Genomic DNA, 23,966 nt, shown 5'->3' with positions numbered 1-23,966 from the left:
GAAAGGAAGCCGCGGAAGAGGAGGAGGCGCGGAGGAGGCGTCACGCAGGAGGCGTCACGCAAGGGGAGTCGCGCAAGAACGGCCGCCGAGTCCCGGAGCCTGGGCGGCTCCGGGACTCGGCGGCGCAAGGGCGCGATCAGAGACCGGCGACCAGGCCCGCGACCGGGGCGGTGTTCAGGCCGGTGACACCCTCGACGGTGCCGACGGCCGTGTTGAGCAGGCCCGAGACCGGGGCGATGCCGTCCACCAGGCCGGTGACGGTGCCGAGGGCGTTCACGGACAGGCCGCCGGAGACGTTGTCGAGGTCGGCGTCGGAGATCTCGACGGTCTCAACCTGGGGGGTGGAGTTCATGATGGAACTTCCCTTCGTATAGCCATTTCACAAGGGGGGAGCGGCCCCCTCTGGGGACAGATGACGGCCGCGACCGCGGGCGCCGGGCGCCCGTTTCCGGAGCCCTCCGCGGCCCCCGCGGTGCGATGGATCAAAGCACGCGGCCGGTCCGCGCTTCCAATCAATCACCCCTCCCACCAGGGAACTTCCGTCTTCCAAGTGCCCAACGGTGCAGGTCTGCGCACTCCTTCGCGGCGACTTCTTCACATGGTGCGCGACATCGTCCCGTGCGACCCCTTGCCCGTACGGAGGCGAATCCGGCACACCCGCCCCAAAGGAGTGCGGGGCACTTCGGGTTTGTGCAGATCCTCCAACGAGGGTGACCGGGTTGGGCATTCGATGTGCAGATTCACTGAAGCAGGGATTCCGCCCCACGGTCGCAACAGAACGTTCCCGGCCGAATGCGGAGGGTGTCGATCCGGCTCGATTGAACGGCCCGTCCGGCCTCTGCGTACCAACAGCCGTCCAGGCGCCCCCCAACAGCCGCCGGACCGGTGGCAGGGACCCCGTCCCAGGAGGTCGAGAAGGTTGAGTCACAAGCGAATTCCGAAGCGCAGGGCCGCGATGGCGGCAGGCGGTGTGATGGCGCTCGGCGCGGCCGCCGTCCTGCTGCCGAACGCCAACGCCTCGCAGGACGGCGACACCTCGGACGACGTCGCGGCGGCACCGAGGACCCTGAAGGCGGCGGACGCGTCGGATCTCGCCGAGCGGCTCGCCGGCCTGCTCGGCGACGCCTTCGCCGGGTCGTACTACGACGCCGGTGAGCGGCGGCTCGTCGTCAACGTCGTACCCGGCGACGACAACCAGGTCGTCGTGGAGGCGAAGAAGGCGGGCGCGGAGGTCCGCGAGGTCGACAACAGCATGGGCGAGCTGAGGGCCGGCGCGCGGACGCTGGAATCCGAGGCGACCATCCCGGGCACCTCGTGGGCGATCGACCCGCGCACCAACAAGCTCCTGGTGACCGCGGACACCACCGTCACCGGCGCCGACTGGGAGCGGCTGGAGTCCACCGTCGAGAGCCTCGGCCCCGGCATGGCGGCCATCAAGAAGTCCGAGGGCACCTTCAAGACCTTCGCGTCGGGCGGTGACGCCGTCTTCGGCGGCGGCGCGCGCTGCTCCCTCGGCTTCAACGTCACCACGGGCGACGGCTCACCCGCCTTCCTGACGGCCGGACACTGCGGCGTCGCGGAGGACCGGTGGTCCGACGCGCAGGGCGGACAGCCGATCGCCACAGTGGACCAGGCGGTCTTCCCCGGCGAGGGAGACTTCGCGCTCGTCACGTACGACGACCCCGCCACCGAGGCGCCGAGCGAGGTCGATCTCGGGGACCAGACCGTCCGGATCAGCGGGGCAGCGGATGCGGCGGTCGGTCAGCGGGTCTTCCGCATGGGCAGTACGACCGGACTGGCCGACGGGCAGGTCCTCGGCCTGGACGCCACCGTCAACTACCCCGAGGGGACGGTCACCGGCCTCATCCAGACCGACGTCTGCGCCGAACCCGGCGACAGCGGCGGTTCCCTCTTCACCCAGGACGGCCTCGCGACAGGCCTGACCTCCGGCGGCAGCGGCGACTGCGCGGTCGGCGGCGAGACCTTCTTCCAGCCGGTCACCACCGCCCTGGAGGCCGTCGGCGCCACCCTGGGCGGCGAGGCGGCCGGCGCCGGTGACCGGGCGGGCGGGGCGGAGACCGGGGGCCGCGAGGCCGTCGGCGGTGGTGACGAGTCCGACGGTGGATACGGCGGTGCCGGAGACGGCGGTGCCGGGGACGCTGGCGACGGTACGGGCTTCGGCGGCGCGGACGGATCCGGTCCGACGGGCTGATCCGACCGCCGCACACCTCGGGCACAGGCACACGAACCACCGACCGGCCCTCGACGGACCGGTCGGCGGTGAGCGGTCCGGCCCTCCGGCGGGAGGACCGGACCGCCGTACCTCCCGCACCTCCGGATCCGCGCCCGCACGCGTGGTCCCGGGTCCGCGTCGCCTCCCGTCGCCGCACCGCGGGGCTGGATCCGCCGACCGACACCGGTTTCCCGGTGCGGCGCCGCGCGAATCCGCGCCGCCGACGAGGTGCCGGCGGCGCCGCGCCGGGTACCCGGTCGGCCCCACCACGAGCGAGCGAAGAAACGAGGGACCACGCCATGACCCAGTACGTCCGCGACATCATGACCGGCGACCCGGTGACCGTGGAGCCGCAGGCCTCCGTCACCGCGGTGGCCCGCATCATGCGCGATCAGGACCTCGGCGCCGTCCTGGTCACGGACGGCGGCGAACTGCGCGGACTGGTGACCGACCGTGACCTGGTGATCCGGTCGGTCGCGGAGGGCGGTGACCCGGAACAGACCACCGTGGCCGACGCGTGCAGCGACGACGTGGTGACCGTACGGTCCGACGAGGAGCTGAACCACGCCGTCGAGCTGATGCGCAGCCACGCCGTACGCCGGATCCCCGTCGTCGACGACGGCCGCCCCGTCGGCATCGTCTCCCTCGGCGACCTGGCCATGGAGCGCGACCCGGAGTCGGCGCTCGGCGACATCAGTGTGGCCCGGCCCAACCCGTAGCGTCCACGCGCACCGGCGTTTCACGGAGTCACGCCCGGGGACCCGGAGGCCGACGGCACCGGACGCAGAAGGAAGATGATGCCCGTGACCACCGACACCAGCGAAAAACCCGTCGCCCGTCGACTGGAGACGGGTTGGTCGAAAGCACGCCGCCTGCGGGCCAGGGGCGCCGTGCGCACGTCGATACCGGCCGTCGAGGACGGCACCGCCGCACGCGCACCGCAAGCCGGGCAGGAGACGAACATCGTCAGGGGCGAGGACTGACGACAAGCCCTGACAACGGAGACATGCCCAACGCGCCGGCCTCGACGCCGGCGCGGTGCGCGTCCGGGCCGACCAGCCCCCCCGACCCCTTCCCATACGGTGGATCCGTGCGCCTGCTGCTGATGTCCGACACCCACCTGCCGAAGCGGGCGAAGGAACTGCCCGCGCCGCTGCTGGCGGAAATCCCGCACGCCGACGTCGTCCTCCACGCGGGGGACTGGGTGGACACGGCCACCCTCGACCTGCTGGAGGGCCGCAGCCGCAGACTCGTCGGGGTGTACGGCAACAACGACGGGACCGGTCTGCGCGCCCGGCTGCCGGAGGTGGCCTACGCCGACCTGGGCGGCCTGCGCTTCGGAGTCGTCCACGAGACGGGCGCCGCCCAGGGCCGCGAGGCACGTTGCGCCGCCCGTTTCCCCGACCTCGACGTCCTGGTCTTCGGGCACAGCCACATCCCCTGGGACACCACCGCGGACACCGGTCTGCGCCTGCTCAACCCCGGGTCGCCGACCGACCGGCGCCGTCAGCCGTACTGCACCTACATGACGGCGACGGTCGCCGACGGCCGGCTCGGGGACGTCGAGCTGCACCGGCTCCCGCGGCGGTAGGCGGACCCGCCCGGTACGGCGTACGGCGCGTTGCCGGGGCCCGGGGCACGGCGCACCCCCCCGGCGCGGCGCACCGTACTCGCCGCGCGGCCCTCGGAGAGCACGCCCCGGCTACTCGTCCCAGGCCTGGATGGTGGTCTGCTCGACGATCTTGCCGTCCCGCAGCGACAGCATCGACTCGGCGAGGACCCGCACGCCGTCCGGATACCTGCACTCCTCGGTGAACGCGGCGTGGTCGCCCTGGACGACGCAGCGTTCCAGCCGGTGCGTCATGTCACGGCTGTACACGTCGTCGAGCATCTCGGCGATCTCCTGCCGGCCGTGCAGGACCTTGGGGCGGCTGGGCTGGTCGTACCGGTCGACGAGGCGCACCTCCGCGTCCTGTGCGTACAGCGACACGAGCGGTGCCGCCGTCTCTCCTTCGATGCCCCGGCGCAGTGCCTCGATGTCGAAGCCGGAGCCTGCCGTGGTGCCCATGACGTCCTCCTCGAAGGCCGCGACCCGAGGGGAACGGACGGCCGTGGCCCTCACCTTCGAGCTTCCTCCGTCCGGGCGCCCACGGCAATCGTGACCGGGCCCACCGGACCTCACACGTGAGCTGTGCGGTCCGGCCCGTGTTCGCGTCCGGCGCCGGTCGGAGCACGCCTCGACACGACGTAGCGTCGCCGCTCCAGCATGTCACCGGCCCGGTCCCCCTCCGTCGTCCGGCGCCGGCCCCGCACTCGGCCGACGGCCGGACCGCAGCCGCCGTCGAGGACCATCCGGCTCCGGGCGGCCCTCACACGTGTCCACGCGCGTCCGGCGTGGCTCAGCCGCCGGTGGCGAGGAACTGGGTCGCCGCCAGCTCCGCGTACAGCGGATCGGCGGTCACCAGCTCACGGTGCGTACCGACCGCCCGGACGCGCCCCGCGTCCATCACCACGATCCGTTCGGCCATCGTCACCGTGGACAGCCGGTGCGCGACGACCAGCACCGTGGTCGTGCGGGCCACATCGGCCACGGTGTCGCGCAGGGCCGCCTCGTTGACCGCGTCCAGCTGCGAGGTCGCCTCGTCGAGCAGCAGCAGCCGGGGACGCCGCAGCAGGGCCCGCGCGATGGCGACCCGCTGACGCTCACCGCCCGACAGCTTGGTGCCGCGATGCCCGACCAGCGTGTCCAGGCCGTTCGGCAGCCGGGCGACCAGACCGTCGAGGCGGGTCGTCTTCACCACCGTGGCCAGGGAGCCGTCGTCCGCGTCCGGGTTGCCCAGCAGCAGGTTGTCCCGCAGCGAGCCGGACAGTACAGGAGCGTCCTGCTCCACATAGCCGATCGCCGCCCGCAGCGAGGCCGGTTCCCAGTCCGCCAGGCTCCGGCCGTCCAGCGTGATCTCCCCGGAGACGGGGTCGTAGAACCGCTCGATGAGGGAGAAGACGGTGGTCTTGCCCGCGCCGGACGGGCCGACGAACGCCGTCATGCCGCGGGCCGGCACGTCGAAGGTCACCCCGTGGTGGATGTACGGCAGGTCGTCGGCGTAACGGAAGCGGACGTCGTGGAAGGCCACCGCGGCCGGTTCCGCGCCCGGGGACGGCAGGGGGGCCGGCCGGGCGGGCGGCTCGGCGGGCAGGCGCAGGGCGTCCTGGATACGGGCGAGCGCCGCCTTGCCCGTCTGATACTGCGTGACCGCGCCGACGACCTGCTGTATCGGCGCCATCAGATAGAAGACGAACAGCAGGAACGCGACCAGCGTGCCGATGTCGATCGCCTCGGTGGCCACCCGCGCCCCGCCCACCGCGAGCACCGTGATGAAGGCGATCTGCATCGCCAGCCCGGCCGTGTTGCCCGCGGCGGCCGACCACTTGGCGGCGCGCACACTCTGCCGCCACGACTCCTCGGCGGCCTCGTGCAGCACCCGTTCCTCCCGGGGCTCGGCGCCGGACGCCTTCACCGTGCGCAAGGCGCCGAGGATCCGCTCCAGCGCGGCACCCATCACGCCCACCGCGTCCTGCGCCTGCCGGCTCGCCCGGTTGATGCGCGGCACGATCAGCCCCAGGACCGTACCCGCCCCGAAGATCACGGCCAGGGTCACCCCGAGGAGCACCGGATCGACCACACCCATCATCACCAGGGTCGCCGCCAGCGTGAGCCCGCCGGTGCCGAGACCGACGAGCGAGTCGGTGGTGACCTCGCGCAGCAGGGTCGTGTCGGAGGTGATCCGGGCCATCAGGTCACCGGGCTCGGTGCGGTCCACGGCCGTGATGCGCAGCCGCAGCAGATACGACGACAGGGAGCGCCGCGCGCCGAGCACCACCGACTCGGCGGTGCGCCGCAACACGTAGGAACCGAGGCCGCCGAGCGCCGCGTTGGCGACCACGAGGCCCGACATGGCCAGCAGGGCGCCCGTGATGGTGCGGTCGTGCGACAGGTCGTCGATCAGCTCCCGCGCCACCAGCGGCAGCATCAGCCCGGTGGCTCCCGTGGCCAGCGAGAGCAGGGCGCCCACGAGCAGGGCCCGGCGGTGCGGCCGTACGTATGTCAGGAGCAGTCGCCAAGCGGGGGGACCGGTCTCCGTCTCTGCGGTGCTCACGGCACTCCTTCGGCAGGTGGGCGGACGACTCAGGCTACGCCGTGGCCGTACGGAGGAGCCCGCGGATGGGCGAGCGGGCACCGGCGGACCCCCGAACCGCCTGTCACCTGCGCTTTGCCGATCGGTTGCGCGTAGGGTCGGGGGGGACGCTGAACGGCCGAACAAGGAGTCAGGACCATGGCGCAGGAAGTACGCGGCGTGATCGCACCGGGCAAGGACGAGCCCGTGCGGATCGAGACGATCGTCGTGCCCGATCCCGGACCGGGGGAGGCCGTGGTCAGTATCCAGGCCTGTGGGGTGTGCCACACCGACCTGCACTACAAGCAGGGCGGCATCAGCGACGACTTCCCCTTCCTGCTCGGCCACGAGGCCGCGGGCGTGGTCGAGTCGGTCGGCGCCGGTGTCACCGACGTCGCCCCCGGTGACTTCGTGATCCTCAACTGGCGTGCGGTGTGCGGCAAGTGCCGGGCCTGTCTGCGCGGCCGGCCCTGGTACTGCTTCGACACCCACAACGCCGAGCAGAAGATGACCCTCGCCTCGACCGGCCAGGAGCTCTCCCCGGCCCTCGGCATCGGCGCCTTCGCCGAGAAGACGCTGGTCGCCGCCGGACAGTGCACCAAGGTCGACCCGGCCGTCTCCGCGCAGGTGGCCGGCCTGCTGGGCTGCGGGGTGATGGCCGGCATCGGCGCCGCGATCAACACCGGGAACGTCGGCCGCGGCGACACGGTCGCCGTCATCGGCTGCGGTGGCGTCGGCGACGCGGCGATCGCCGGTTCCCACCTCGCCGGGGCGGCGAAGGTCATCGCCGTCGACATCGACGACCGCAAGCTGGAGACCGCCCGGGGCATGGGCGCCACCCACACCGTCAACTCCCGCGAGAACGACCCCGTCGAGGCGATCCGTGAACTGACCGGCGGCTTCGGCGCCGACGTCGTCATCGAGGCCGTCGGCCGCCCGGAGACCTACCGGCAGGCCTTCTACGCCCGCGACCTGGCCGGCACCGTCGTCCTCGTCGGCGTACCGACACCCGAGATGAAGCTGGAACTGCCGCTCCTCGACGTCTTCGGCCGCGGCGGCTCCCTGAAGTCGTCCTGGTACGGCGACTGCCTGCCCTCCCGCGACTTCCCGATGCTCATCGACCTCCACCTCCAGGGCCGCCTGGACCTGGGCAAGTTCGTCACGGAGACCATCCGGCTCGACGAGGTCGAGAAGGCCTTCGAGCGGATGCACGCCGGTGACGTGCTGCGTTCGGTGGTGGTGCTGTGATGGCCGCCCGCATCGAACGCCTCGTCACCTCCGGGCAGTTCAGCCTCGACGGCGGCACCTGGGACGTCGACAACAACGTCTGGCTCGTCGGCGACGACCACGAGGTGATCGTCATCGACGCCGCCCACGACGTCGACGCGATCGTCGAGGCCGTCGGGGACCGCCGGCTCACCGCCGTCGTGTGCACCCACGCCCACAACGACCACGTCAACGCCGCGCCGGCCCTCGCCGAGCGCACCGGCGCCGTCGTCTGGCTGCACCGCGACGACCTGCCGCTGTGGCGGCAGACCCACCCCGACCGGGACCCCGACGCCTGGCTGACCGACGGCCAGATCATCGAGGCCGCCGGTGCCGACCTGACCGTCCTGCACACCCCCGGGCACGCGCCCGGCGCGGTCTGCCTGTACGACCCGGGCCTCGGCGCCCTCTTCAGTGGCGACACCCTCTTCCAGGGAGGGCCCGGCGCCACCGGCCGCTCCTACTCCCACTTCCCGACCATCATCGACTCGATCCGCGACCGGCTGCTCGTCCTCCCGCCCGAGACGAAGGTCCACACCGGCCACGGCGACCCGACCACCATCGGCGCCGAGGCCCCGCACCTGGACGAGTGGATCAAGCGCGGTCACTGACACACGTAAAAGGTGACAGAAGATGTCCGGCTTCCAGGGCACTCTCGATCACGACATCGCTCGTGCGCAAGAGGAACGGGAGCCGGACATGGCAGCGTCACAGGAAGCATCACGGGAGAAGCCGCTGACGGGCAGGGTCGCACTGGTCGCCGGGGCGACCCGGGGCGCCGGACGCGGCATCGCCGTCGAACTGGGCGCGGCCGGCGCCACCGTCTACGTCACCGGCCGCAGCACCCGCGCCCGGCGCTCGGAGTACGACCGTCCCGAGACCATCGAGGACACCGCCGACCTGGTCACCGAGGCCGGTGGCCACGGCATCGCCGTACCCGCCGACCACCTCGACCCGGCGCAGGTCGCCACGCTCGTCGACCGCGTCGCCCGCGAACAGGGCCGCCTGGACGTCCTGGTCAACGACATCTGGGGCGGCGAGAACCTCTTCGCATGGGACGGCCCCGTCTGGGAGCACGACCTGGACAACGGCCTCAGGCTCCTGCGGCTCGCGGTCGAGACCCACGCCGTCACCAGCCACCACGCCCTGCCGCTGCTGCTGCGCCACCCCGGCGGACTGGTCGTCGAGGTCACCGACGGCACCGACGACTACAACCGCGACCACTACCGCGTCTCCTTCTTCTACGACCTCGCCAAGACGTCCGTCCTGCGCATGGCCTTCGCCCTCGGCCACGAACTCGGACCGCGTGGCGCCACCGCCGTCGCGCTGACCCCGGGCTGGCTGCGCTCGGAGATCATGCTCGACCACTTCGGCGTACGCGAGGAGAACTGGCGCGACGCCCTGGACCGCGTCCCGCACTTCGCCATCTCCGAGACGCCCCGCTACGTCGGCCGCGCCGTCGCCGCCCTCGCGTCCGACCCGGACGTGGCGCGGTTCAACGGCCGGTCCCTCTCCAGCGGCGGCCTCGCGCAGGAGTACGGCTTCACGGACCTCGACGGCAGCCGCCCGGATGCCTGGCGCTACGTCGTCGAGGTACAGGACGCGGACAAGCCGGCCGACGTCACCGGTTACCGCTGACCGGGCGGCAGCGGCCAGCGGGCCGTGTGACCCGGCGGCAGCGCCAGGTCCTCCCGCACCGCCGTGTAGTAGCCCTCGCGTCCGGCGCGCTGCCGCTCCAGCAGGGCCTGCCAGGCGTCCGGGTCACGCGTCCCCTCGCGCAGGAAGCGCTCCATCTCCATCACCGTCAGGACCCAGGCCCGGGCCTTCTCCACCACCTCCCTGCTGCCCAGCAGGAGCAGCGCCTCCCCGGCGGGGTCCCGGGCGAGGGTGGCCTCGGCCTGGGCCGGCGCGGCCTCCCGCGGGGGCAGCGGGTGCGGGTGCGGGTCGTTGCCGAGGTGCGCGGCGATCCGGTACGTCAGTGTGACGGAGGTCTTGAGGGCCCGCGCGTAGTCGGCGTAGACCGCGAGCCTGCGCTCCTCCCAGCGGGCCGCGGTCTCGCTGCGGAACCGGGCCCGGTCGCTGCGGACCACGGCGAGATACGAGCCGAGCGCGCCGATGACGACACCTATGAGCGCGGGGAGTTGCTGCAGGAACGCGGACATGGAGGCACGCTACCTGCCCGAGTGATCGTTCCGGCAGTACCGTCGGGCCATGACGGACACAGGGCGTTTCACCGACCACGGCGTACTGGTCACGGGCGCGGCCCGGGGCATCGGCGCGGCCACCGCACGCCGGCTCGCGGGCGAGGGGGCGCGGGTGCTGCTGACCGACGTGGACCTCGCCGCGGCGCGACGGACGGCGCGTGAGCTGACGGAACAGGGGCTCACCGCCGAGGCGTTCGCCTGCGACGTGACCGACCGGGCGTCCGTCGAGGCGGCCGTCGCCCACGCCGCGGACACCTTCGGCACCCTCGATGTGCTGGTCAACAACGCCTACGCCTGCACGCCCGACGCCCCGCTCTTCGAGGACGAGCCGGACGAGGTCTGGGCCCGCGACCTCGACGTCACCCTCACCGGCGCCTACCGCTGCTGCCGCGCCGCGCTGCCCCACCTCGCGGCCTCGGGGCGCGGCGCGATCGTGAGCGTCGGCTCGGTCAACGGCGTCCAGGACTTCGGCAACCACGCCTACAGCGCCGCCAAGGCGGGCCTCGCCTCCCTCACCCGCACCCTCGCCGGACACGCCGCCGCGCGCGGTGTCCGCGTCAACCTCGTGACGCCGGGCACCGTGCGCACCACGGCCTGGGAGGGCCGGGACACGGAGTTGGCGGCGGTCCGGCGGCTGTACCCGCTGGGGCGGGTCGGCGAACCCGAGGACATCGCGGCGGCCGTCGCCTTCCTCGCCTCGCGGGACGCGTCCTGGATCACCGGCACCACGCTGGTCGTCGACGGCGGTCTCACCGCGGTCAACACCGGGTTCCGGCAGGCGTGCCGGGAAGGGGACGGCACGGACTGACGGCCGCTCGACGGGCCGGGGCACCCGGCGGCGTTTGTCACCGTTTCGTCGCGGTACGGGCGGGTCGGGCAACCGAAACGGCCGGGCGGTGGTCCCCCAAGGGGGGAGCGCACCACGGGTTACCCCCTCCGTCCGATCCACCGCTTCGACGCGAAAGGCCGACCAGCCATGGGGGACATGCACCGACGGGGAGCCGTCGCACTCGGGGTCACCGCACTGGTGGCACCGCTCACGCTCGCGCTCGGCGCCGCACCGGCCCAGGCGGCGAGCTGTACGACGCAGACGGGGCCGCACCAGAAGAAGGTGGAGAAGTTCCTCGGCCGCCCGGCCGACGGCAAACAGTCCACCGCCGACTGCAAGGCGATCCGCGCCTTCCAGACCAAGCACGGCATCACGCCGAACATCGGCTACGCGGGCCCCGTCACCTGGGGTGTGATGGACCTGATGACGAAGCAGAAGGCCGTCGGAAAGAATCCCAACAAGTCGGGCAAGTGCCCGGTCAACAAGGGCCGTATCGCCTGCGTCGACCTCACGCTCCAGCTGAGCTGGATCCAGGACGGCAGGAAGCTCGTGTACGGCCCGGTACCGGTCCGCACCGGCCGCAACGGCCACGAGACCCGCACCGGCCCGAAGAAGGTCTACTGGCGCAACATCGACCACCACTCGACGATCTACGACGTGCCGATGCCCTACAGCCAGTTCTTCGACGGCGGCCAGGCCTTCCACGCGGCCGGCGTCAGCATGTGGAGCCCGCCGGGCTCGCACGGCTGCGTCAACATGACCAAGTCCGACGCCAAGAAGTACTGGTCGCTGCTGAGGAAGGGCGACGACGTCCACATGTACGGACGCAAGCCGGGCACCTGACGGATCCGGGCACCCGGCTCACGCCTTCGCGTCACAGCTGGGGAGCGTCCCCGAAGTCCGGGATCTCCAGCCTGGTACCGCCCTGCCGCGCGGACTCGTGCGCGACGATGCCCGGCAGGGTGTAGCGGGCGGCGATCCACGCGTTCACGGACGGCAGCGTCCGGGAGTTGACCGCGGTCACGAAGTCGTCCGCCAGGAAGTGGTGGCTGCCCTCGTGCCCGTTGCTCATCCGGTCGTACGCCCGTGGCAGCCGCGCCCGGTCGTGCACCGGCGCCGAACCCGAGGTGAAGGCCGCCCGCAGCTCCGGTGCGACGTGCTGGAGGGACGGGTCGTCGGGGGACGTGGTGGGTTTGGGCTCCAGCAGTTCGCTGATGTCCTCCACCCCGTTCTTGTCCTGCCACAGCGCCACCGTGGCGAGCTGCTCCATGCTCGCCTCGGTTCCGAAGAACCGGAAACGGGACTCCCGGATGTGCGAGGGATAGCCGACCCGCCGGAACTCGTTCGTACGGAACGACCCGCCGCCGGCCACCTCGAACAGTGCCGTCGCGTTGGAGACGTCGTTGTCGAACTGGCTGACCGACCGGTCGAAGACCCCGTCCCCGCGCTCGTCCACCACCCCGAGCGCCGAGACGCTGACCGCGTGCGTCTGCCAGGCGCCCAGCACCCCGCCCACCGAGTGCGTCGGGTACAGCAGCGGCGGATAGCTGGCGGTGGCCTTCCACCCCTCGCCGCCGCTGTACTGGTAGGCCTCGTAGAACCCCAGGTCCATGTCGTGGACGTAGTCGCCCTCGGCGTAGAAGAGCCGTCCGAAGGCGCCCTCGGCGATCCGGTTGCGGGCGTGCACGGTCGCCGGGTGGTACTGGCTGGTCTCGCCCATCATGTACGTCAGTCCGGTCGCCTTGACCGCGTCGATGATCTCCGCGATCTCCTGCGTGCTGATCGCCATGGGGACCGCCGAGTACACGTGCTTGCCCGCGCCCAGCCCCTGGAGCACCAGCGGGCCATGGGTCCAGCGCTGCGTGAAGACCGCGACGGCGTCGACCGCCGGGGACTCCAGCATCGCCTCGTAGGTCGGGAAGGTGCCGGTGAGGCCTTCGGCGGCGGTGAGCCGTTCGGCCCGTTCCGGCAGCAGGTCGGTGACGTACACGTCGCTCACACCCGGGTGGGCCATGAACAGCCTGGCGAACTGGCCGGAGAACTGGCCGGCACCTACGATGCCGAGGGAGAACGTCATGGATGATGTGCCTTTCACTGGTCGAGGATCAGATTGATCTGGTCATTGGTCTCGTCGAGGCTGCTGACGGGTTTTCCGCCGCCGTAGACGTCCTGCATGGCGGGGCGCATGAGTGCCTGCACGTCCGCGGCGTAGTTGGTGATGGGGTAGGAGAAGGTCCGGAACTCCTCCTCGTCGTCGACCGGCCGGGTGAAGGCCGTCACGTCGATGCCCTTCTTCGCGTAGGCCGCGACGGCCGCCTCGGTGCCGTCGGGCGTGGCCGGGAAGACGATGCCGTAGCCGCCCACGGTCCGCTGGCACTCCTCGGAGGCCAGGTACTTCACCCACTTCAGGGCGCCCGGCTTGTTGCGGGCGTCCTTGGTGACGGAGTCCGCCAGACCGTTCATCATCGTGGCCCGCTTGCCGGTCGGACCGGCGGGCGTGACGGCGGTGGCGAAGTCGACGCCCTCGAAACCGGCGTACGTCGAGAGCATCCACGCTCCGTCGAAGGCGGTGGCCGCCCTGCCCGCGGCCACCTGGGCGTTGGCCTGGTTGGACACGGAGTAGTCGGTGAAGGGGGCCATGTAGCCCTTGTCGGCCAGCCCGAAGTACCACTCGATGACCGACTGGAACGTGTCGTCGTCGTACCGGTACTCGGTGCCCCACCGCTCCTTGTCCGTGTAGGTCCAGCCGGCGGACGCGGCGAGGTGGCTCCAGGTGGTCTGGCCGTCACCGTCGCCGCCGCCGTTGGTGGCCAGGCCGTAGACCTCGACGTTGTCCTTGTCGAAGCCGGGCTGGTCACCGCGCCGGCCCTTCTCGTCCACGGTCAGGCGCGCGATCGCCTTCTCGAAGGTGCCGCCGTCCACGGGGTTCCAGGAGAGGCCGTTCAGCTCCTCGGCACTCAGCCCGGCGTCCTGCGCCATCCGCTCGTTGTAGAAGAGGGCGACGGTGTCCCAGTCCTTCGGGGCGCCGTAGCGGTGGCCGTCCTCGCCGAGCCAGCTGGCGGCCAGACCGGGCTGGTAGGCGGAGTCCTCGATGCCCAGGTCGTCCAGCGGCTCCAGCACCTTCAGGTCGGCGAACTGGCCGAACTTCTGGATGTGGTCGGTGAACACGTCGGGCTGGGTGCCCGCGATGAAGCTCGCGGTGAGCTTGGTCCAGTAGTCGTCCCAGCCCATCTGGGAGATCTTCACGTCCAGGCCGGGGTTCCGCTTCTCGAAGTCCTTCGCGCACGCCTGGTACGCGGGGAGCTGGTTGGTGTCCCAGAGCCAGTACGTCACCGTGTCCGCGGCCGATCCGGCGCCGCCGCCCCGGGCGCAGCCGCTCACCAGGGACAGCGCCAGCGCCCCGGTCAGAGCGGCGGCCGTACGAAATCGCATGTCCGTCCCCTCACTTGATGCCGGTGAAGCTGATGGTGCTGACGATGCGGCGCGCGAAGACACCGAAGAGCAGCAGCATCGGGAGTGCCGCGATGAGCGTGGCCGCCATCAGTCCGGACCAGTCGGTGCCGGTCGTCGGGGTCTGCGCGCGGAAGACGGCCAGTGCCACGGTGAGTACGCGCGAGCTGTCGCTGTAGGAGACCATCAGCGGCCAGAAGTAGTCGTTCCAGGACGTGATGTACGTGAGCACGGCCAGTGTCAGCACGGGCGTCGCCGCCATCGGCAGCATCACCCGGGAGAAGACCCGCACCTTCCCGGCGCCGTCCAGCAGGGCGGCCTCCTCCACCTCCCTGGGGAGGTTCATGAAGAACTGCCGCAGGAAGAACACCGCGAACGGGGTCATGAACATCGTCGGGAGAGCGATGCCCAGCAGGGAGTCCACCAGCCCGAGTTCCTTGATGAGGACGAAGTTCGGCAGCAGGGTGAAGATGGCCGGCACCATCAGCCCGGCCAGGAACAGGGCGAACACGGTGTCCCGGCCCCGCCAGCGCAGCCGGGCGAAGGCGTAGGCGGCCATGGCGGAGAAGAGGATCTGGCAGACCGTGATCAGGGTGGAGACGAACACCGAATTGAGCAGGTACCGCCAGAACCTCAGTCCGCTGCCCGAGCCGCCCTGCGCGATCGCCTCCTCGGCGGACTGCAGGCCCAGGGCCCGCTCGAAACCACTGGTGGTCGGGTCGGCCGGCAGCGGGTCCGCCGGGTGGGCGGCCAGCCCGGTGTTGGTGGACAGCGCGGTGCGCAGGATCCAGTAGAAGGGCAGCAGGGTGACGAGCACGATCGCGGCCATCACCGCCCAGGCCGCGATCCGCCCGGGGGAGAGCCGCCCGCGCCTGCCGCGCCGTGCCGTCGGCGGGCCGGTCACGGAGGCCGCGTCGTCCGCGGGTGCCGTGTCGGCCGTGGAGGTCGTGTCGGTCATCCCGTTCTCCTCTCCGTCAGCCGAGGTCGGTCCGGCCGGCCCGGGTGAGCCGGTACTGGACGAAGGTGATGGCGCTCAGCACGACCAGCAGGGCGACCGACATCGCCGAGGCGTACCCGAACTGGAAGCGGCCGAAGGCGGCGCCGTAGATGTAGAACTGGAGCACGTTGGTGGCGTTGGCCGGTCCGCCCCCGGTGGTCACGGCGACCGTGTCGAAGACCTGGAACGAACCGATCACCGTCATGATGAGGACGACCGCGAGGACCGGCCGCAGCAGCGGCATCGTGATCCGCCAGAACATCCGCCACTCGCTCGCGCCGTCCACCTTCGCGGCCTCGTACATGTCGCCGGGGATGGCCTGGAGCCCCGCGAACAGCAGCAGCGCGGTGTAGCCGACGTGGCGCCACACGTTGATCAGCGCGATGGTCGGGACCGCCCAGGTCTCGTCGGCCAGGAAGGGGATGCGGTCGAGACCGAGCCCCGCGACGATCTCGTTGCCGATGCCGAGCTGGGTGTCCAGCATCCACAGCCAGACGATGCCGGCCACGACGTTGGACATCAGGTACGGCGTGAGCACGATCCCGCGCAGCAGTGACGACTGGGTCAGCCGCTGGAGGAGCACGGCGATGGCCAGGGCCGAGACCGTCTGCACTCCGATGTTGATGACCACGTAGACGACCGTGACCCGCATCGACTCCCAGAAGATGGGGTCGTTGACCATCCGCACGTAGTTGTCCAGGCCCACCCACCGGGCCGGGGTCAGGAGGTTGAAGCGGGTGAAGCTCAGGTAGATCCCGCGCAGCGTCGGCCAGAGCAGGAAGACCACGAAGCCCAGGAGCGCCGGGGCGATGAACACCGCGGCGAGACGTCCGTCACCCCGCTTCCCGCCGGGGCTGCTGGAGGCGATGGTCATCGGTGGACTCCCTCGCATGCGGCGGCTCGTCCCATTTACTTTTGGGCTGGAATAATCAATGCGTCAAGAGGTCACACGAACATCCTTTTCAAAGGAAAAGTTGCCTAGACTGGTTCCGTTGTTTCCGGTCCGGAAGAAAGTGGGGCTCGATCACATGCCCACAAGCGCCGAGAGCTGGCTGCCGTTGAGTCCCGGAGAACGCTCCGTGGCGATCGAGGTGCTCGTGCACGGACCGCTGTCCCGTACCGAGCTCGCCCGGCGGCTGGGCCTCTCACCGGGCAGCCTCACCCGGCTGACCAAGCCGCTCATCGAGTCGCGGCTGCTGGTCGAGGTCCCCGAGGCGGGCGCGCCGGCGGGAGCGCGCCCGGGGCGTCCGTCGCAGCCGCTCGACGTGGTCACCGACTCCCGGTACTTCCTGGGCTTCAAGATCACCGGTGACACGGTGTACGGCGTCGTCACCACCCTCAGGAGCGAGATCGTCGCCCGCCACGACCGTGCGCTCACCACGCACGAGCCCGGTGAGGTCGCCGACCTGCTGGCCGAGATGACCGGGGAGCTGTCCCGCGGCCGTCCCCGGGTCGCCGGTATCGGCATCGGCGTCGGCGGACTCGTCGAGGGCCGGGCCGTGGTCGGCGAGTCCCCCTTCCTCGGGTGGCGGGGAGTCCCGCTGGCCGGACTCGTCGAGGAGCGCACCGGACTGCCGGTCGTCGTCGAGAACGACACCGCCGCTTTCGTGGAGGCCGAGACCTGGTTCGGGGCGGGGCGCGGCCTGGACCGGTTCGTCGTCCTCACCATCGGCGCCGGGCTCGGGTACGGGCTCGTGCTGGGCGGCAAGCGGGTGCCCTACCCGGGGGACGAGGACCGCGGCTTCGGCCGACACTGGATCCTCGACCCGTACGGTCCGCTCACCCCCGACGGCCGGCGCGGCAGCGCCGTCTCGCTGCTGACCATCCCCAACATCCGCTACCAGGTCCAGGCCGCCACCGGCCGGGACCTGGGCTACGAGGAGATCCTCGCGTCCGCCGCCGCCGGCGAGCCCGTGTCCGCCCGGGTCGTCGAGGAGGCCGGACGGGCCCTGGGCGCCCTGGTGGCGCAGATCGCCAACTTCGTGATGCCGCAGAAGATCCTGCTCGCGGGGGAGGGGGTGGGCCTGATGGACGTGGCCGGAAAGGTGGTGGAGAACACCATCCGCGACAACCGGCATCCGCGGGCCGCGCCGGTCGGTCTGGAGACCAGGGTGTCCGACTTCCACGACTGGGCGCGCGGCGCCGCGGTGTTGGCGATCCAGGTTCTGGTACTGGGAGCGGCGCAGGTGTGAAGAGGCGTGCCATGTGCGCCAGAACACAGATGGTGTGAACGAACTCGCCGGTAGGCCTTGACAGATGAGACGATTGACGTGATCAGTAACACGGTCCGTTATGTCCGGTTGGCTCGCCATTACTCACATCGTCTTCACGCCGGGCGCCGTATGCTTCACAGCATGTCCACCACTGTTGAACCCTCCTCCGAGCGATCGGCTGCCGAGGTCAACGAGGAGATCCGGGCCCTGTGGCTCCGGTCGGGCGGGATACTGAGCGTCGAGCAGCGCGCGGAGTACCAGCGGCTCGTCATGGAGTGGGCCACCGCGGCCCCGGAGCCCGCGAAGGCTGCCTGAACGCCGCCTGACTCCTCGGCGCTCCGGAGCCTTGGCCCCGGGCACCCCCAACGGACGGGTGCCCTTCTCGCACTGACCTCGGCCGTCTGCTACGGCACCGTGGACTTCGCCGGCGGCCTGCGGTCCCGGCGCGTCCACGTCGTCGCCGTCACCTTCCTCGGCCAGGTCGGCGGGCTCGCACTCGCCTGCGGGCCGCCCTCCTCGTGACCGCACCCGGCGTCCGCCCCGCGGACCTGGGGTGGGGCGGCCTGCCCGGCGTGGGCAGCGGCGTCGCCATGCACTCCCTCGACCCGGGGCCCGCGCCGCGGCGCGATGAGCGTCGTGGTGCCCGTGAGCACCGTCACAGGCGTCGCGCTCTCCGTCCTGTGCGGCGTACCCGTCCTGGGGGACCGCCTCACCGGACAACCCACCGGCCGAACCGGACGCCGGCCCCGCCCACCACGTGGGCGGCCGGCGCGCGGCCGTCCTCCGCGGTGGTGACCGCGGGCGGTGCTCCACGTCCTGCGGGCCGCCCGATGTCGCCCGGCGGGCACAGGGCCGGGCGGCGCACATCCGCTGCGTCCGGTGACGGCCCCGGACGGCGCCGGCGAACGTCCCGCCGCAGTCCGGCGGGCCGAGCCGGCCACCCCCGTGCGCGGCGCCTCCGGACGCGCCGCCGCCTCCCTCACCCACGCCCTGCCTCCCCCGCACCACAGCTCACCCCCACGTCGTCGAGTAGTGCCGTCGGTAGGCTTTGCGGTCCTGCTCCGCGCGGATCCACCGGGTGGCCACCAGCGCGACCAGGCTGCCCGCGACGACGAGCATGCCGGGACCGACGTTCCGGCGGTCGGTGAGCCGGGAGAGCGGCGTCGAGCCGTTGACGCCCGTCACGGGCGCCACCGCCCCCGGTGCCGCGGTCCCCGGCGCGGTGTCACCGCCGCCGTCGGCGGCCGGCGGCGAGGACGCGGCTCCGGGCCCCGCCCCCTCCTCCGCGGAGACGATCAGCCGTACGCCGAGCGACCGCATGGCCTCCGGCAACGGCTGGAAGAACGTCGTGCCCCCCTTGTCGCAGTCGCCGCTGCCGCCCGACGTCACGCCGAGGGCGAGGCCCTCGGAGAACATCGGGCCCCCGCTGTCCCCCGGTTCGGCGCACACGTCGGTCTCGATGAGGCCGGTGACCGTGCCCTCCGGATAGTTCACCGTCGCGTCGAGCGCCGTCACCCGCCCGTCGCGCAGCCCGCTGGTGCTGCCGCTGCGGAACACCCGCTGCCCTACGGCCGGTTCACCCGTACCCGTGATCCGCACCCCCTGGTCACCACCGACCGCCACCACGTCGGCGCCGTCGCCGGCCTTCCCGTCCGCGTACTCCACCAGGGAGAAGTCGTCCCCGGGGAAACTCCCGGCGACCGTCCTGCCGACCTGCCGGCCGTCCCCGCCGCCGGACCAGACGGACCCCGTCGGCCCGCAGTGGCCGGCGGTCAGGATGAAGTCCCTCGTTCCGTCGGTCACGTTGAAGCCCGCCGAACAGCGCCCCGCCGTGGACAGGATCGGCTCCGCCCCGTTCAGCCGAGTCGTGAACGTGCCGTCGGTGCGCTCCATGCGGACGAACTCGCCGATGCCCTCCGCGACACCCGTCAGCCGGGACCAGTCGGATCGGGAGACCGTGCTGTCACCCCGTACCACCACCTCGTTCGACCGGTAGTCGAGCGCCCACGCCGTCCCGGGCACCCGGGGCGCCGAACGCAGCGCCGAGGCGCCGGACTTCAGCTCGGACATGCTGTGCCGCACGACCTTCGCCTCGGCACCGGCCCGCCGCACCTCCTCGGCCGTGCGCTCGTCGGTGACCGCGACGACCGGCCGCCCGTCGGAGCCGACCCAGTGGCCCGCCGTACGAGAGGTGCCCAGCCGTGACACGAGTCCGGCGCCGGCTGCGGCCGCGGTCCGCGCCGCTGTGTGCGGCGCGGCCGACGCGGCGGGGGGCTCGTCCGCCACGGCCCGGGTGACCATCGTCCCCCCGATCAGGAGTCCGCATACGGCCGCCAGCCGTGCCGTTCGCCGGACGATGTGCCGTCGTGCGTGCCTCATGTGCGTGCTCCCGAACCCGGACACGCGGTGTCGCCACCGCGGGGGCCTCCGGACGTCGAGCGCCCCCCTCCCGTACGGGGAAGGACCCGCCCGCGTTCACCGGGCCGGCGGACCGGTCGCGGACGCGGCGGACGGGGCGTCATCGCGTCCGTTCGGGCCGACCCCGTCGGCGCCGTCCGTGCCCGTCGTCCCGTTTCCCGGTCGCACCACGGCCCCCTATCTTGTTGGCCATGACCAGCATTCGGCAGGACCAGCCCAGTGACCCGAACCCCTTGCAGGCACTCACCCTGGACCAGCTGCGCCGCCGGACGAGCATGAAGTGGCGCACCCACCCCGCGGACGTACTGCCGCTGTGGGTGGCCGAGATGGACGTGCCGCTCGCCGAACCCGTGGTGCGCGCCGTCACCGACGCCATGGAACTCGGCGACACCGGTTACCCGGTCGGCAGCGCCTACGCCGAGGCCCTGGCCGCCTTCGCCGGCAAGCGGTGGGGGTGGGACGACCTCGCCGTGGAACGCACCGCGATCGTGCCCGACGTGATGCTGGGCGTCGTCGAGATGCTCAAACTGGTCACCGGGCCCGGTGACCCGGTGGTCGTGAACCCGCCGGTGTACCCGCCGTTCTACCAGTTCGTGACCCACCTGGACCGGCGCGTCGTCGAGGCTCCGCTCGGCGCGGACCTGCGGATCGACCCCGGTGCGCTGGAGGACGCGTTCCGGCGGGCCGTCGCCGACGGCGGGCGGGCCGCCTACCTGCTGTGCAGCCCGCACAACCCGACCGGCACCGTGCACACCGCCGACGAGCTGTCCGCCGTGGCCGCCCTCGCCGAGCGGTACGGCGTCCGGGTCGTCGCCGACGAGATCCACGCGCCGGTGGTCGGCACGGGGGCCCGGTTCGTGCCGTACCTGAGCGTGCCCGGCGCCGAGCGCGGCCTCGCGCTGATGTCGGCGTCCAAGGGCTGGAACCTGGCCGGGCTCAAGGCGGCGCTCGCCCTCGCCGGCTCCGGCGCCGCCGCCGACCTGGCGCGGATGCCCGAGGAGGTCGGCCACGGACCGAGCCACGTCGGCGTACTCGCCCACACCGCCGCCCTGCGCGACGGCGCCGCGTGGCTGGACGCCGTCCTGGCCGGGGTCGACGAGAACCGGCGGCTGCTCACCGGCCTGCTGGCCGAGCATCTCCCCGGTGTCGTCCACCGTCCGGGCGAGGCGACCTACCTGGCCTGGCTCGACTGCCGTGCGCTGGACCTCGGCGACGACCCGGCGGACGTCTTCCTCCACCGCGGCCGGGTGGCCCTCAGCTCCGGCGTCCCCTTCGGTACCGGCGGAGCGGGACACGTACGGTTCAACCTGGCGACCTCGCCCGAGGTGATCACGGAGGCGGTGCGGAGGATGGCGGCGGCTGTGGCCTGAAGGGGGGCGTGCGGCCCCGCCCGACAGTGCGCGCGCCTAGACTTCCGGCCATGGACGACGCGTCACTGGCCCGGCTGGGCTCCGGCAAGTACCTGCTGGTCACCACGTACCGGAAGAACGGCACCCCGATCGCCACACCGGTGTGGGTCGTACGGGACGGGGACTCGCTCGGCGTCTGGACGGCCGCCGACTCCTGGAAGGTCAAGCGCGTCCGCAACCGCGCCGACGTCCTGGTCGGCCCCTGCGACCTGCGCGGCAACCCGACCGGCGACCAGGTGCCGGCGACCGCGGAGATCTGCGACCCGGCCACCACCGGCCGTTACCGCCGGCTGATCGCCCGCAAGTACGGCGTCGTCGGCCGGCTCACCCTGTTCGGCAGCCGGCTGCGCCGGGGTCTGGACGGCACCCTGGGTATCCGGATCACGCTCACGTCCTGAACGGCGGCTCTCCGCCGAGCCGACGGCTGACGCCTGGAGCAACCGGCCGGCGCTCAGGTCCAGGCCCGGTACGGTTCGTCGACCAGCTGGAAGACGGGCTGGCCCCGTACCGGGTCCTTGGCCGTGGACAGCCGCACCCGGTCGCCGCTGTGGATGCCGATGAGCGGCCCCATGACCCGGCCGCGCAGCACGAAGCCCTCGGCCATCTCGATCAGGGACACGTTGCGTGCGGCGGGGGTGTTGCGGTGCACCACCGTGGTGTGGCGCACCGTGCCCGTCCCGTCGCTGCGTTCCGTCCGGAGGTCGCTGCCGCGGCATACCGGGCACAGCACCCGGTGGTACATGGCCGTGCCGCACCAGGTGCAGCGCTGGAAGAAGACGGCCTCGGTGTCCGGGGCAGCGGGGGCCCTGGGGTCGAGCACGCCCGTCGCGGAGCCGGCTGCCTGCTGAGCGACGTTTCCTGAGTGGTGGTACACGCTGTCAACTCCCTGCACTCGGGCCGGAATCCGCGTGCGCGGTCACCGGGCACGCGTGTGCGCGGCTCGTCGTGCCACCGTGCACGCCGCCCAGCGTATGGCACTGAGTGCCACTCGTAAAGGCACTCGGTACCCCAATTCCGCGTCCGCGGTGCGGTGCCGGTGCTGCCGTGACCGCCGGCGGCCGGTGCCGCCCGTCAGTCGCGGGCGAGGGCGGTCTCGACCTCCCGTACGACCTGCCACAGGGGCGTACCGCGCCGCGCGACCACGACCACCACGTCCTCGGGCCCCTCGGCCGACGGCGGGACGGGAGGGCCGCCGAACGTGGACTGCGCGTACGCCAGCGCGTGGTCCACCGCGGCGCCGGCGTCGTCCCGCCCCTGTGAACGCAGCCAGGACCGCAGGGCGTTGTTGTGCGCCGCGACCACGGCGGCCGCGATCACGTCGGCGCGCAGGAGCCCGTCCGGCCGCCCGCCCAGGCGTCCGCGCAGGTACGCGGCGAGGGCGCGTTCGTAGCGCCACACCACCGACAACTCGTACGCGCGCAGCCCGGGGACCTTCTTCGTGAGGTGGTAACGCTGCACCGAGAAGGCCGGGTTCTCGGCGTACATGCGCAGCACCAGCCGGGCCGCGTCGCAGACCCGTCGCACGGGGTCGGCGTCCTCGGGGGAAGCGGCCAGGAAGGCCGTCATGTCGGCCAGGCAGCGCTCGTGGTCGGGGAAGACCACGTCCTCCTTGGAGGGGAAGTAGCGGAAGAACGACCGCCGTCCGACACCGGCGAGCGCGACGATGTCGTCCACGGTCGTCTGCTCGTAGCCCCGCTCCAGGAACAACCGGAAGGCGGCCGCGACGAGCGCCTCCCGCATCGGCGGCCGGGCACCCGCCGCGTCCGTCCCGTCCCCGCGGCGGGTCGCCGCACTGCTGGAGCTCATGCAGGGGAACGTAGCAGCTCATCGGCGCCTGTGGCACTCAGTGCAGGACAGGGAGGGAACTGAGTGCCCTGCCGCCTCGCCGTACCGGTCGCATACGATCGCTTCCGGTCAGCACCGAGGAGTCCCGCATGGCACCCGCCCGCCCCCGCATCCTGTACGTCACCGACCTGGCCTATGAGGCGCGCGGGCGGCGCTACGGCGACGAGGACGTCTTCCTGACCTCCCGCCTGCGCGCGGACTTCGACCTGGCCCTGTGCCATCCGGCGGACGCCGCCGCGCTGATGGACGCCTTCGACGCCGTCGTCGTACGCAACAGCGGTCCCGTGCTGGGCCATCAGGCTGCCTACGACGCCTTTCGCGAGCGCGCGGCCGAGCGCGGCACCCGTGTCTACAACCAGCTCACGGGCAGGGCGGACATGAACGGCAAGCAGTACCTCCTCGACCTGGCCGAGGCCGGACACCCGGTCATCCCCACCGTCGACCGGCTGGACGACGTGCACCGGCTGCCCCCGGCGGACGAGTACGTCGTCAAGCCCAGGCTCGGCGCGGACTCGGCGGGCCTGCGGTTCGTGCCCGCGGACCGCCTACGGGAAACGGTGCTCGGCGACGCCGGGGACGTCCTCGTACAGCCACGCGTCGACTTCGCCTACGAGGTCTCCTTCTACTTCGTCGACCACGGCTTCCAGTACGCCCTGTACGCGCCGGACCCCGACCGGCGCTGGCGGCTGGAGCCGTACGACGCCACCCCGGAGGACCTCGCGTTCGCGCGGCGGTTCATCGAGTGGAACGGCATCGACCACGGCATCCAGCGCGTCGACGCCTGCCGCGCGCCCGGCGGTGAGCTGCTCCTGGTCGAGCTGGAGGACCTCAACCCCTACCTGTCGCTGGACGCCCTCGACGAGGCGGTCCGGAACTCCTTCGTCTCCGCCCTGCGGACGGCCCTGCGGCGTCTGCTCGCGGCATGACCCC

25 protein-coding genes are annotated in these 23,966 nt (G+C 72.1%); 14 read left to right on the top strand and 11 right to left on the bottom strand.

The genetic code is table 11. The features are described from left to right. Positions 1–136: 136 nt before the first annotated feature. Positions 137–352, bottom strand: a complete 216-nt coding sequence (locus ACZ7G3_RS19630; RefSeq protein WP_426597750.1) for a type A2 lantipeptide — start codon at positions 350–352, stop codon at positions 137–139. 567 nt (positions 353–919) lie between these two features. Here ACZ7G3_RS19630 and ACZ7G3_RS19625 point away from each other — a divergent pair. The 4 genes from ACZ7G3_RS19625 (at position 920) to ACZ7G3_RS19610 (ending at position 3,824) form a co-directional block, all read left to right on the top strand. Beyond that, positions 920–2,212, top strand: coding sequence for a S1 family peptidase (locus ACZ7G3_RS19625; RefSeq protein ID WP_470927079.1), 1,293 nt, complete (start codon positions 920–922; stop codon positions 2,210–2,212). 320 nt (positions 2,213–2,532) lie between these two features. Next, entirely contained in the window at positions 2,533–2,952 is a 420-nt protein-coding gene (locus ACZ7G3_RS19620; protein WP_470927077.1) for a CBS domain-containing protein, read from the top strand. An 84-nt stretch (positions 2,953–3,036) separates the two neighbouring features. Next, on the top strand, positions 3,037–3,216 hold the full coding sequence (locus tag ACZ7G3_RS19615) for a hypothetical protein (protein ID WP_470927076.1): 180 nt from the start codon (positions 3,037–3,039) through the stop codon (positions 3,214–3,216). Positions 3,217–3,323: 107 nt separating this feature from the next. Then, complete coding sequence (locus tag ACZ7G3_RS19610; protein WP_426597746.1) at positions 3,324–3,824, top strand: metallophosphoesterase family protein; 501 nt, start codon at positions 3,324–3,326, stop codon at positions 3,822–3,824. Positions 3,825–3,935: 111 nt separating this feature from the next. On the opposite strand, the gene ACZ7G3_RS19605 is transcribed toward ACZ7G3_RS19610, so the two are convergent. Next, on the bottom strand, positions 3,936–4,301 hold the full coding sequence (locus ACZ7G3_RS19605; protein WP_426597745.1) for a nuclear transport factor 2 family protein: 366 nt from the start codon (positions 4,299–4,301) through the stop codon (positions 3,936–3,938). 331 nt (positions 4,302–4,632) lie between these two features. Then, a complete protein-coding gene (locus tag ACZ7G3_RS19600) occupies positions 4,633–6,387 on the bottom strand; it encodes an ABC transporter ATP-binding protein (RefSeq protein ID WP_470927074.1) in 1,755 nt (584 codons plus the stop codon). A gap of 177 nt (positions 6,388–6,564) precedes the next feature. On the opposite strand from ACZ7G3_RS19600, the gene ACZ7G3_RS19595 reads away from it, so the two are divergent. From ACZ7G3_RS19595 to ACZ7G3_RS19585, 3 genes are all read left to right on the top strand, one after another. Beyond that, complete coding sequence (locus ACZ7G3_RS19595) at positions 6,565–7,653, top strand: S-(hydroxymethyl)mycothiol dehydrogenase (RefSeq protein WP_426597743.1); 1,089 nt, start codon at positions 6,565–6,567, stop codon at positions 7,651–7,653. After that, the gene (locus ACZ7G3_RS19590; protein ID WP_470927072.1) at positions 7,653–8,282 is read left to right on the top strand and encodes an MBL fold metallo-hydrolase; all 630 of its coding nucleotides are present in this window, start codon (positions 7,653–7,655) and stop codon (positions 8,280–8,282) included. Before ACZ7G3_RS19595 ends, ACZ7G3_RS19590 begins: the two co-directional genes overlap by 1 nt. Positions 8,283–8,370: 88 nt before the next feature. Beyond that, entirely contained in the window at positions 8,371–9,309 is a 939-nt protein-coding gene (locus ACZ7G3_RS19585; protein ID WP_470927070.1) for an SDR family oxidoreductase, read from the top strand. Here the strand turns inward: ACZ7G3_RS19585 and ACZ7G3_RS19580 are convergent. Then, positions 9,300–9,833 carry a hypothetical protein gene (locus tag ACZ7G3_RS19580; RefSeq protein ID WP_470927069.1) on the bottom strand — a complete coding sequence of 178 codons (534 nt, stop codon included), beginning with the start codon at positions 9,831–9,833 and terminating at the stop codon, positions 9,300–9,302. The genes ACZ7G3_RS19585 and ACZ7G3_RS19580 overlap by 10 nt on opposite strands. A gap of 49 nt (positions 9,834–9,882) precedes the next feature. On the opposite strand from ACZ7G3_RS19580, the gene ACZ7G3_RS19575 reads away from it, so the two are divergent. After that, complete coding sequence (locus tag ACZ7G3_RS19575; protein WP_470927067.1) at positions 9,883–10,683, top strand: SDR family NAD(P)-dependent oxidoreductase; 801 nt, start codon at positions 9,883–9,885, stop codon at positions 10,681–10,683. 168 nt (positions 10,684–10,851) lie between these two features. Further along, positions 10,852–11,547 carry a L,D-transpeptidase family protein gene (locus ACZ7G3_RS19570; RefSeq protein ID WP_470927066.1) on the top strand — a complete coding sequence of 232 codons (696 nt, stop codon included), beginning with the start codon at positions 10,852–10,854 and terminating at the stop codon, positions 11,545–11,547. Positions 11,548–11,578: 31 nt separating this feature from the next. Here ACZ7G3_RS19570 and ACZ7G3_RS19565 read toward each other — a convergent pair whose 3' ends face one another. The 4 genes from ACZ7G3_RS19565 to ACZ7G3_RS19550 are packed head-to-tail and all read right to left on the bottom strand — an operon-like array spanning position 11,579 to position 16,025. Continuing rightward, positions 11,579–12,781 (bottom strand): Gfo/Idh/MocA family protein, encoded by a 1,203-nt coding sequence (locus ACZ7G3_RS19565; protein ID WP_470927064.1) that lies wholly within the window; start codon positions 12,779–12,781, stop codon positions 11,579–11,581. Positions 12,782–12,795: 14 nt separating this feature from the next. Then, positions 12,796–14,136: an ABC transporter substrate-binding protein gene (locus tag ACZ7G3_RS19560; RefSeq protein ID WP_470927062.1), complete on the bottom strand. Its 1,341-nt coding sequence runs from the start codon at positions 14,134–14,136 to the stop codon at positions 12,796–12,798. A 10-nt stretch (positions 14,137–14,146) separates the two neighbouring features. Next, positions 14,147–15,112 (bottom strand): carbohydrate ABC transporter permease, encoded by a 966-nt coding sequence (locus ACZ7G3_RS19555; protein WP_470927060.1) that lies wholly within the window; start codon positions 15,110–15,112, stop codon positions 14,147–14,149. A gap of 16 nt (positions 15,113–15,128) precedes the next feature. After that, positions 15,129–16,025 carry a carbohydrate ABC transporter permease gene (locus ACZ7G3_RS19550; RefSeq protein WP_470927058.1) on the bottom strand — a complete coding sequence of 299 codons (897 nt, stop codon included), beginning with the start codon at positions 16,023–16,025 and terminating at the stop codon, positions 15,129–15,131. A gap of 154 nt (positions 16,026–16,179) precedes the next feature. Between ACZ7G3_RS19550 and ACZ7G3_RS19545 the strand changes: the two genes are divergently transcribed. Both ACZ7G3_RS19545 and ACZ7G3_RS19540 read left to right on the top strand, forming a co-directional pair. Beyond that, entirely contained in the window at positions 16,180–17,343 is a 1,164-nt protein-coding gene (locus ACZ7G3_RS19545) for an ROK family transcriptional regulator (protein WP_470927056.1), read from the top strand. Between the two features lie 150 nt (positions 17,344–17,493). After that, positions 17,494–17,679, top strand: a complete 186-nt coding sequence (locus ACZ7G3_RS19540) for a hypothetical protein (RefSeq protein WP_426597733.1) — start codon at positions 17,494–17,496, stop codon at positions 17,677–17,679. Positions 17,680–18,375: 696 nt separating this feature from the next. On the opposite strand, the gene ACZ7G3_RS19535 is transcribed toward ACZ7G3_RS19540, so the two are convergent. Further along, positions 18,376–19,743: a S1 family peptidase gene (locus tag ACZ7G3_RS19535; protein ID WP_470927054.1), complete on the bottom strand. Its 1,368-nt coding sequence runs from the start codon at positions 19,741–19,743 to the stop codon at positions 18,376–18,378. Between the two features lie 230 nt (positions 19,744–19,973). Here ACZ7G3_RS19535 and ACZ7G3_RS19530 point away from each other — a divergent pair, with 230 nt between their 5' ends. Together ACZ7G3_RS19530 and ACZ7G3_RS19525 are read left to right on the top strand one after the other, a co-directional pair. Next, on the top strand, positions 19,974–21,152 hold the full coding sequence (locus ACZ7G3_RS19530) for a MalY/PatB family protein (protein ID WP_470927052.1): 1,179 nt from the start codon (positions 19,974–19,976) through the stop codon (positions 21,150–21,152). A gap of 50 nt (positions 21,153–21,202) precedes the next feature. Further along, positions 21,203–21,589 carry a PPOX class F420-dependent oxidoreductase gene (locus tag ACZ7G3_RS19525; protein ID WP_426597730.1) on the top strand — a complete coding sequence of 129 codons (387 nt, stop codon included), beginning with the start codon at positions 21,203–21,205 and terminating at the stop codon, positions 21,587–21,589. 53 nt (positions 21,590–21,642) lie between these two features. Here the strand turns inward: ACZ7G3_RS19525 and ACZ7G3_RS19520 are convergent, their stop codons facing one another. Beyond that, the gene (locus tag ACZ7G3_RS19520; RefSeq protein WP_426597729.1) at positions 21,643–22,065 is read right to left on the bottom strand and encodes a Zn-ribbon domain-containing OB-fold protein; all 423 of its coding nucleotides are present in this window, start codon (positions 22,063–22,065) and stop codon (positions 21,643–21,645) included. Between the two features lie 197 nt (positions 22,066–22,262). Continuing rightward, positions 22,263–22,997, bottom strand: a complete 735-nt coding sequence (locus ACZ7G3_RS19515; protein ID WP_426597728.1) for a TetR family transcriptional regulator — start codon at positions 22,995–22,997, stop codon at positions 22,263–22,265. 128 nt (positions 22,998–23,125) lie between these two features. Here ACZ7G3_RS19515 and ACZ7G3_RS19510 point away from each other — a divergent pair, with 128 nt between their 5' ends. Further along, positions 23,126–23,962, top strand: a complete 837-nt coding sequence (locus ACZ7G3_RS19510; protein WP_426597727.1) for an ATP-grasp domain-containing protein — start codon at positions 23,126–23,128, stop codon at positions 23,960–23,962. The last annotated feature ends 4 nt before the right edge of the window (positions 23,963–23,966 follow it).

It is taken from the genome of Streptomyces sp. NPDC037271, assembly GCF_055603605.1.
This window is presented reverse-complemented; position numbering and strand designations above follow the sequence as displayed.

Excerpts from the sequence above, each read along its gene's own strand:
- ACZ7G3_RS19605 (WP_426597745.1), bottom strand. The coding sequence starts at position 4,301 with ATGGGCACCACGGCAGGCTCCGGCTTCGACATCGAGGCACTGCGCCGG.
- ACZ7G3_RS19575 (WP_470927067.1), top strand. The coding sequence starts at position 9,883 with ATGACGGACACAGGGCGTTTCACCGACCACGGCGTACTGGTCACGGGC.
- ACZ7G3_RS19550 (WP_470927058.1), bottom strand. The coding sequence starts at position 16,025 with ATGACCATCGCCTCCAGCAGCCCCGGCGGGAAGCGGGGTGACGGACGT.
- ACZ7G3_RS19540 (WP_426597733.1), top strand. The coding sequence starts at position 17,494 with ATGCTTCACAGCATGTCCACCACTGTTGAACCCTCCTCCGAGCGATCG.
- ACZ7G3_RS19525 (WP_426597730.1), top strand. The coding sequence starts at position 21,203 with ATGGACGACGCGTCACTGGCCCGGCTGGGCTCCGGCAAGTACCTGCTG.
- ACZ7G3_RS19515 (WP_426597728.1), bottom strand. The coding sequence starts at position 22,997 with ATGAGCTCCAGCAGTGCGGCGACCCGCCGCGGGGACGGGACGGACGCG.
- ACZ7G3_RS19545 (WP_470927056.1), top strand. The coding sequence starts at position 16,180 with ATGCCCACAAGCGCCGAGAGCTGGCTGCCGTTGAGTCCCGGAGAACGC.
- ACZ7G3_RS19580 (WP_470927069.1), bottom strand. The coding sequence starts at position 9,833 with ATGTCCGCGTTCCTGCAGCAACTCCCCGCGCTCATAGGTGTCGTCATC.
- ACZ7G3_RS19570 (WP_470927066.1), top strand. The coding sequence starts at position 10,852 with ATGGGGGACATGCACCGACGGGGAGCCGTCGCACTCGGGGTCACCGCA.
- ACZ7G3_RS19565 (WP_470927064.1), bottom strand. The coding sequence starts at position 12,781 with ATGACGTTCTCCCTCGGCATCGTAGGTGCCGGCCAGTTCTCCGGCCAG.
- ACZ7G3_RS19510 (WP_426597727.1), top strand. The coding sequence starts at position 23,126 with ATGGCACCCGCCCGCCCCCGCATCCTGTACGTCACCGACCTGGCCTAT.
- ACZ7G3_RS19630 (WP_426597750.1), bottom strand. The coding sequence starts at position 352 with ATGAACTCCACCCCCCAGGTTGAGACCGTCGAGATCTCCGACGCCGAC.
- ACZ7G3_RS19590 (WP_470927072.1), top strand. The coding sequence starts at position 7,653 with ATGGCCGCCCGCATCGAACGCCTCGTCACCTCCGGGCAGTTCAGCCTC.
- ACZ7G3_RS19555 (WP_470927060.1), bottom strand. The coding sequence starts at position 15,112 with ATGACCGACACGACCTCCACGGCCGACACGGCACCCGCGGACGACGCG.
- ACZ7G3_RS19530 (WP_470927052.1), top strand. The coding sequence starts at position 19,974 with ATGACCAGCATTCGGCAGGACCAGCCCAGTGACCCGAACCCCTTGCAG.
- ACZ7G3_RS19585 (WP_470927070.1), top strand. The coding sequence starts at position 8,371 with ATGGCAGCGTCACAGGAAGCATCACGGGAGAAGCCGCTGACGGGCAGG.
- ACZ7G3_RS19535 (WP_470927054.1), bottom strand. The coding sequence starts at position 19,743 with ATGAGGCACGCACGACGGCACATCGTCCGGCGAACGGCACGGCTGGCG.
- ACZ7G3_RS19595 (WP_426597743.1), top strand. The coding sequence starts at position 6,565 with ATGGCGCAGGAAGTACGCGGCGTGATCGCACCGGGCAAGGACGAGCCC.
- ACZ7G3_RS19620 (WP_470927077.1), top strand. The coding sequence starts at position 2,533 with ATGACCCAGTACGTCCGCGACATCATGACCGGCGACCCGGTGACCGTG.
- ACZ7G3_RS19560 (WP_470927062.1), bottom strand. The coding sequence starts at position 14,136 with ATGCGATTTCGTACGGCCGCCGCTCTGACCGGGGCGCTGGCGCTGTCC.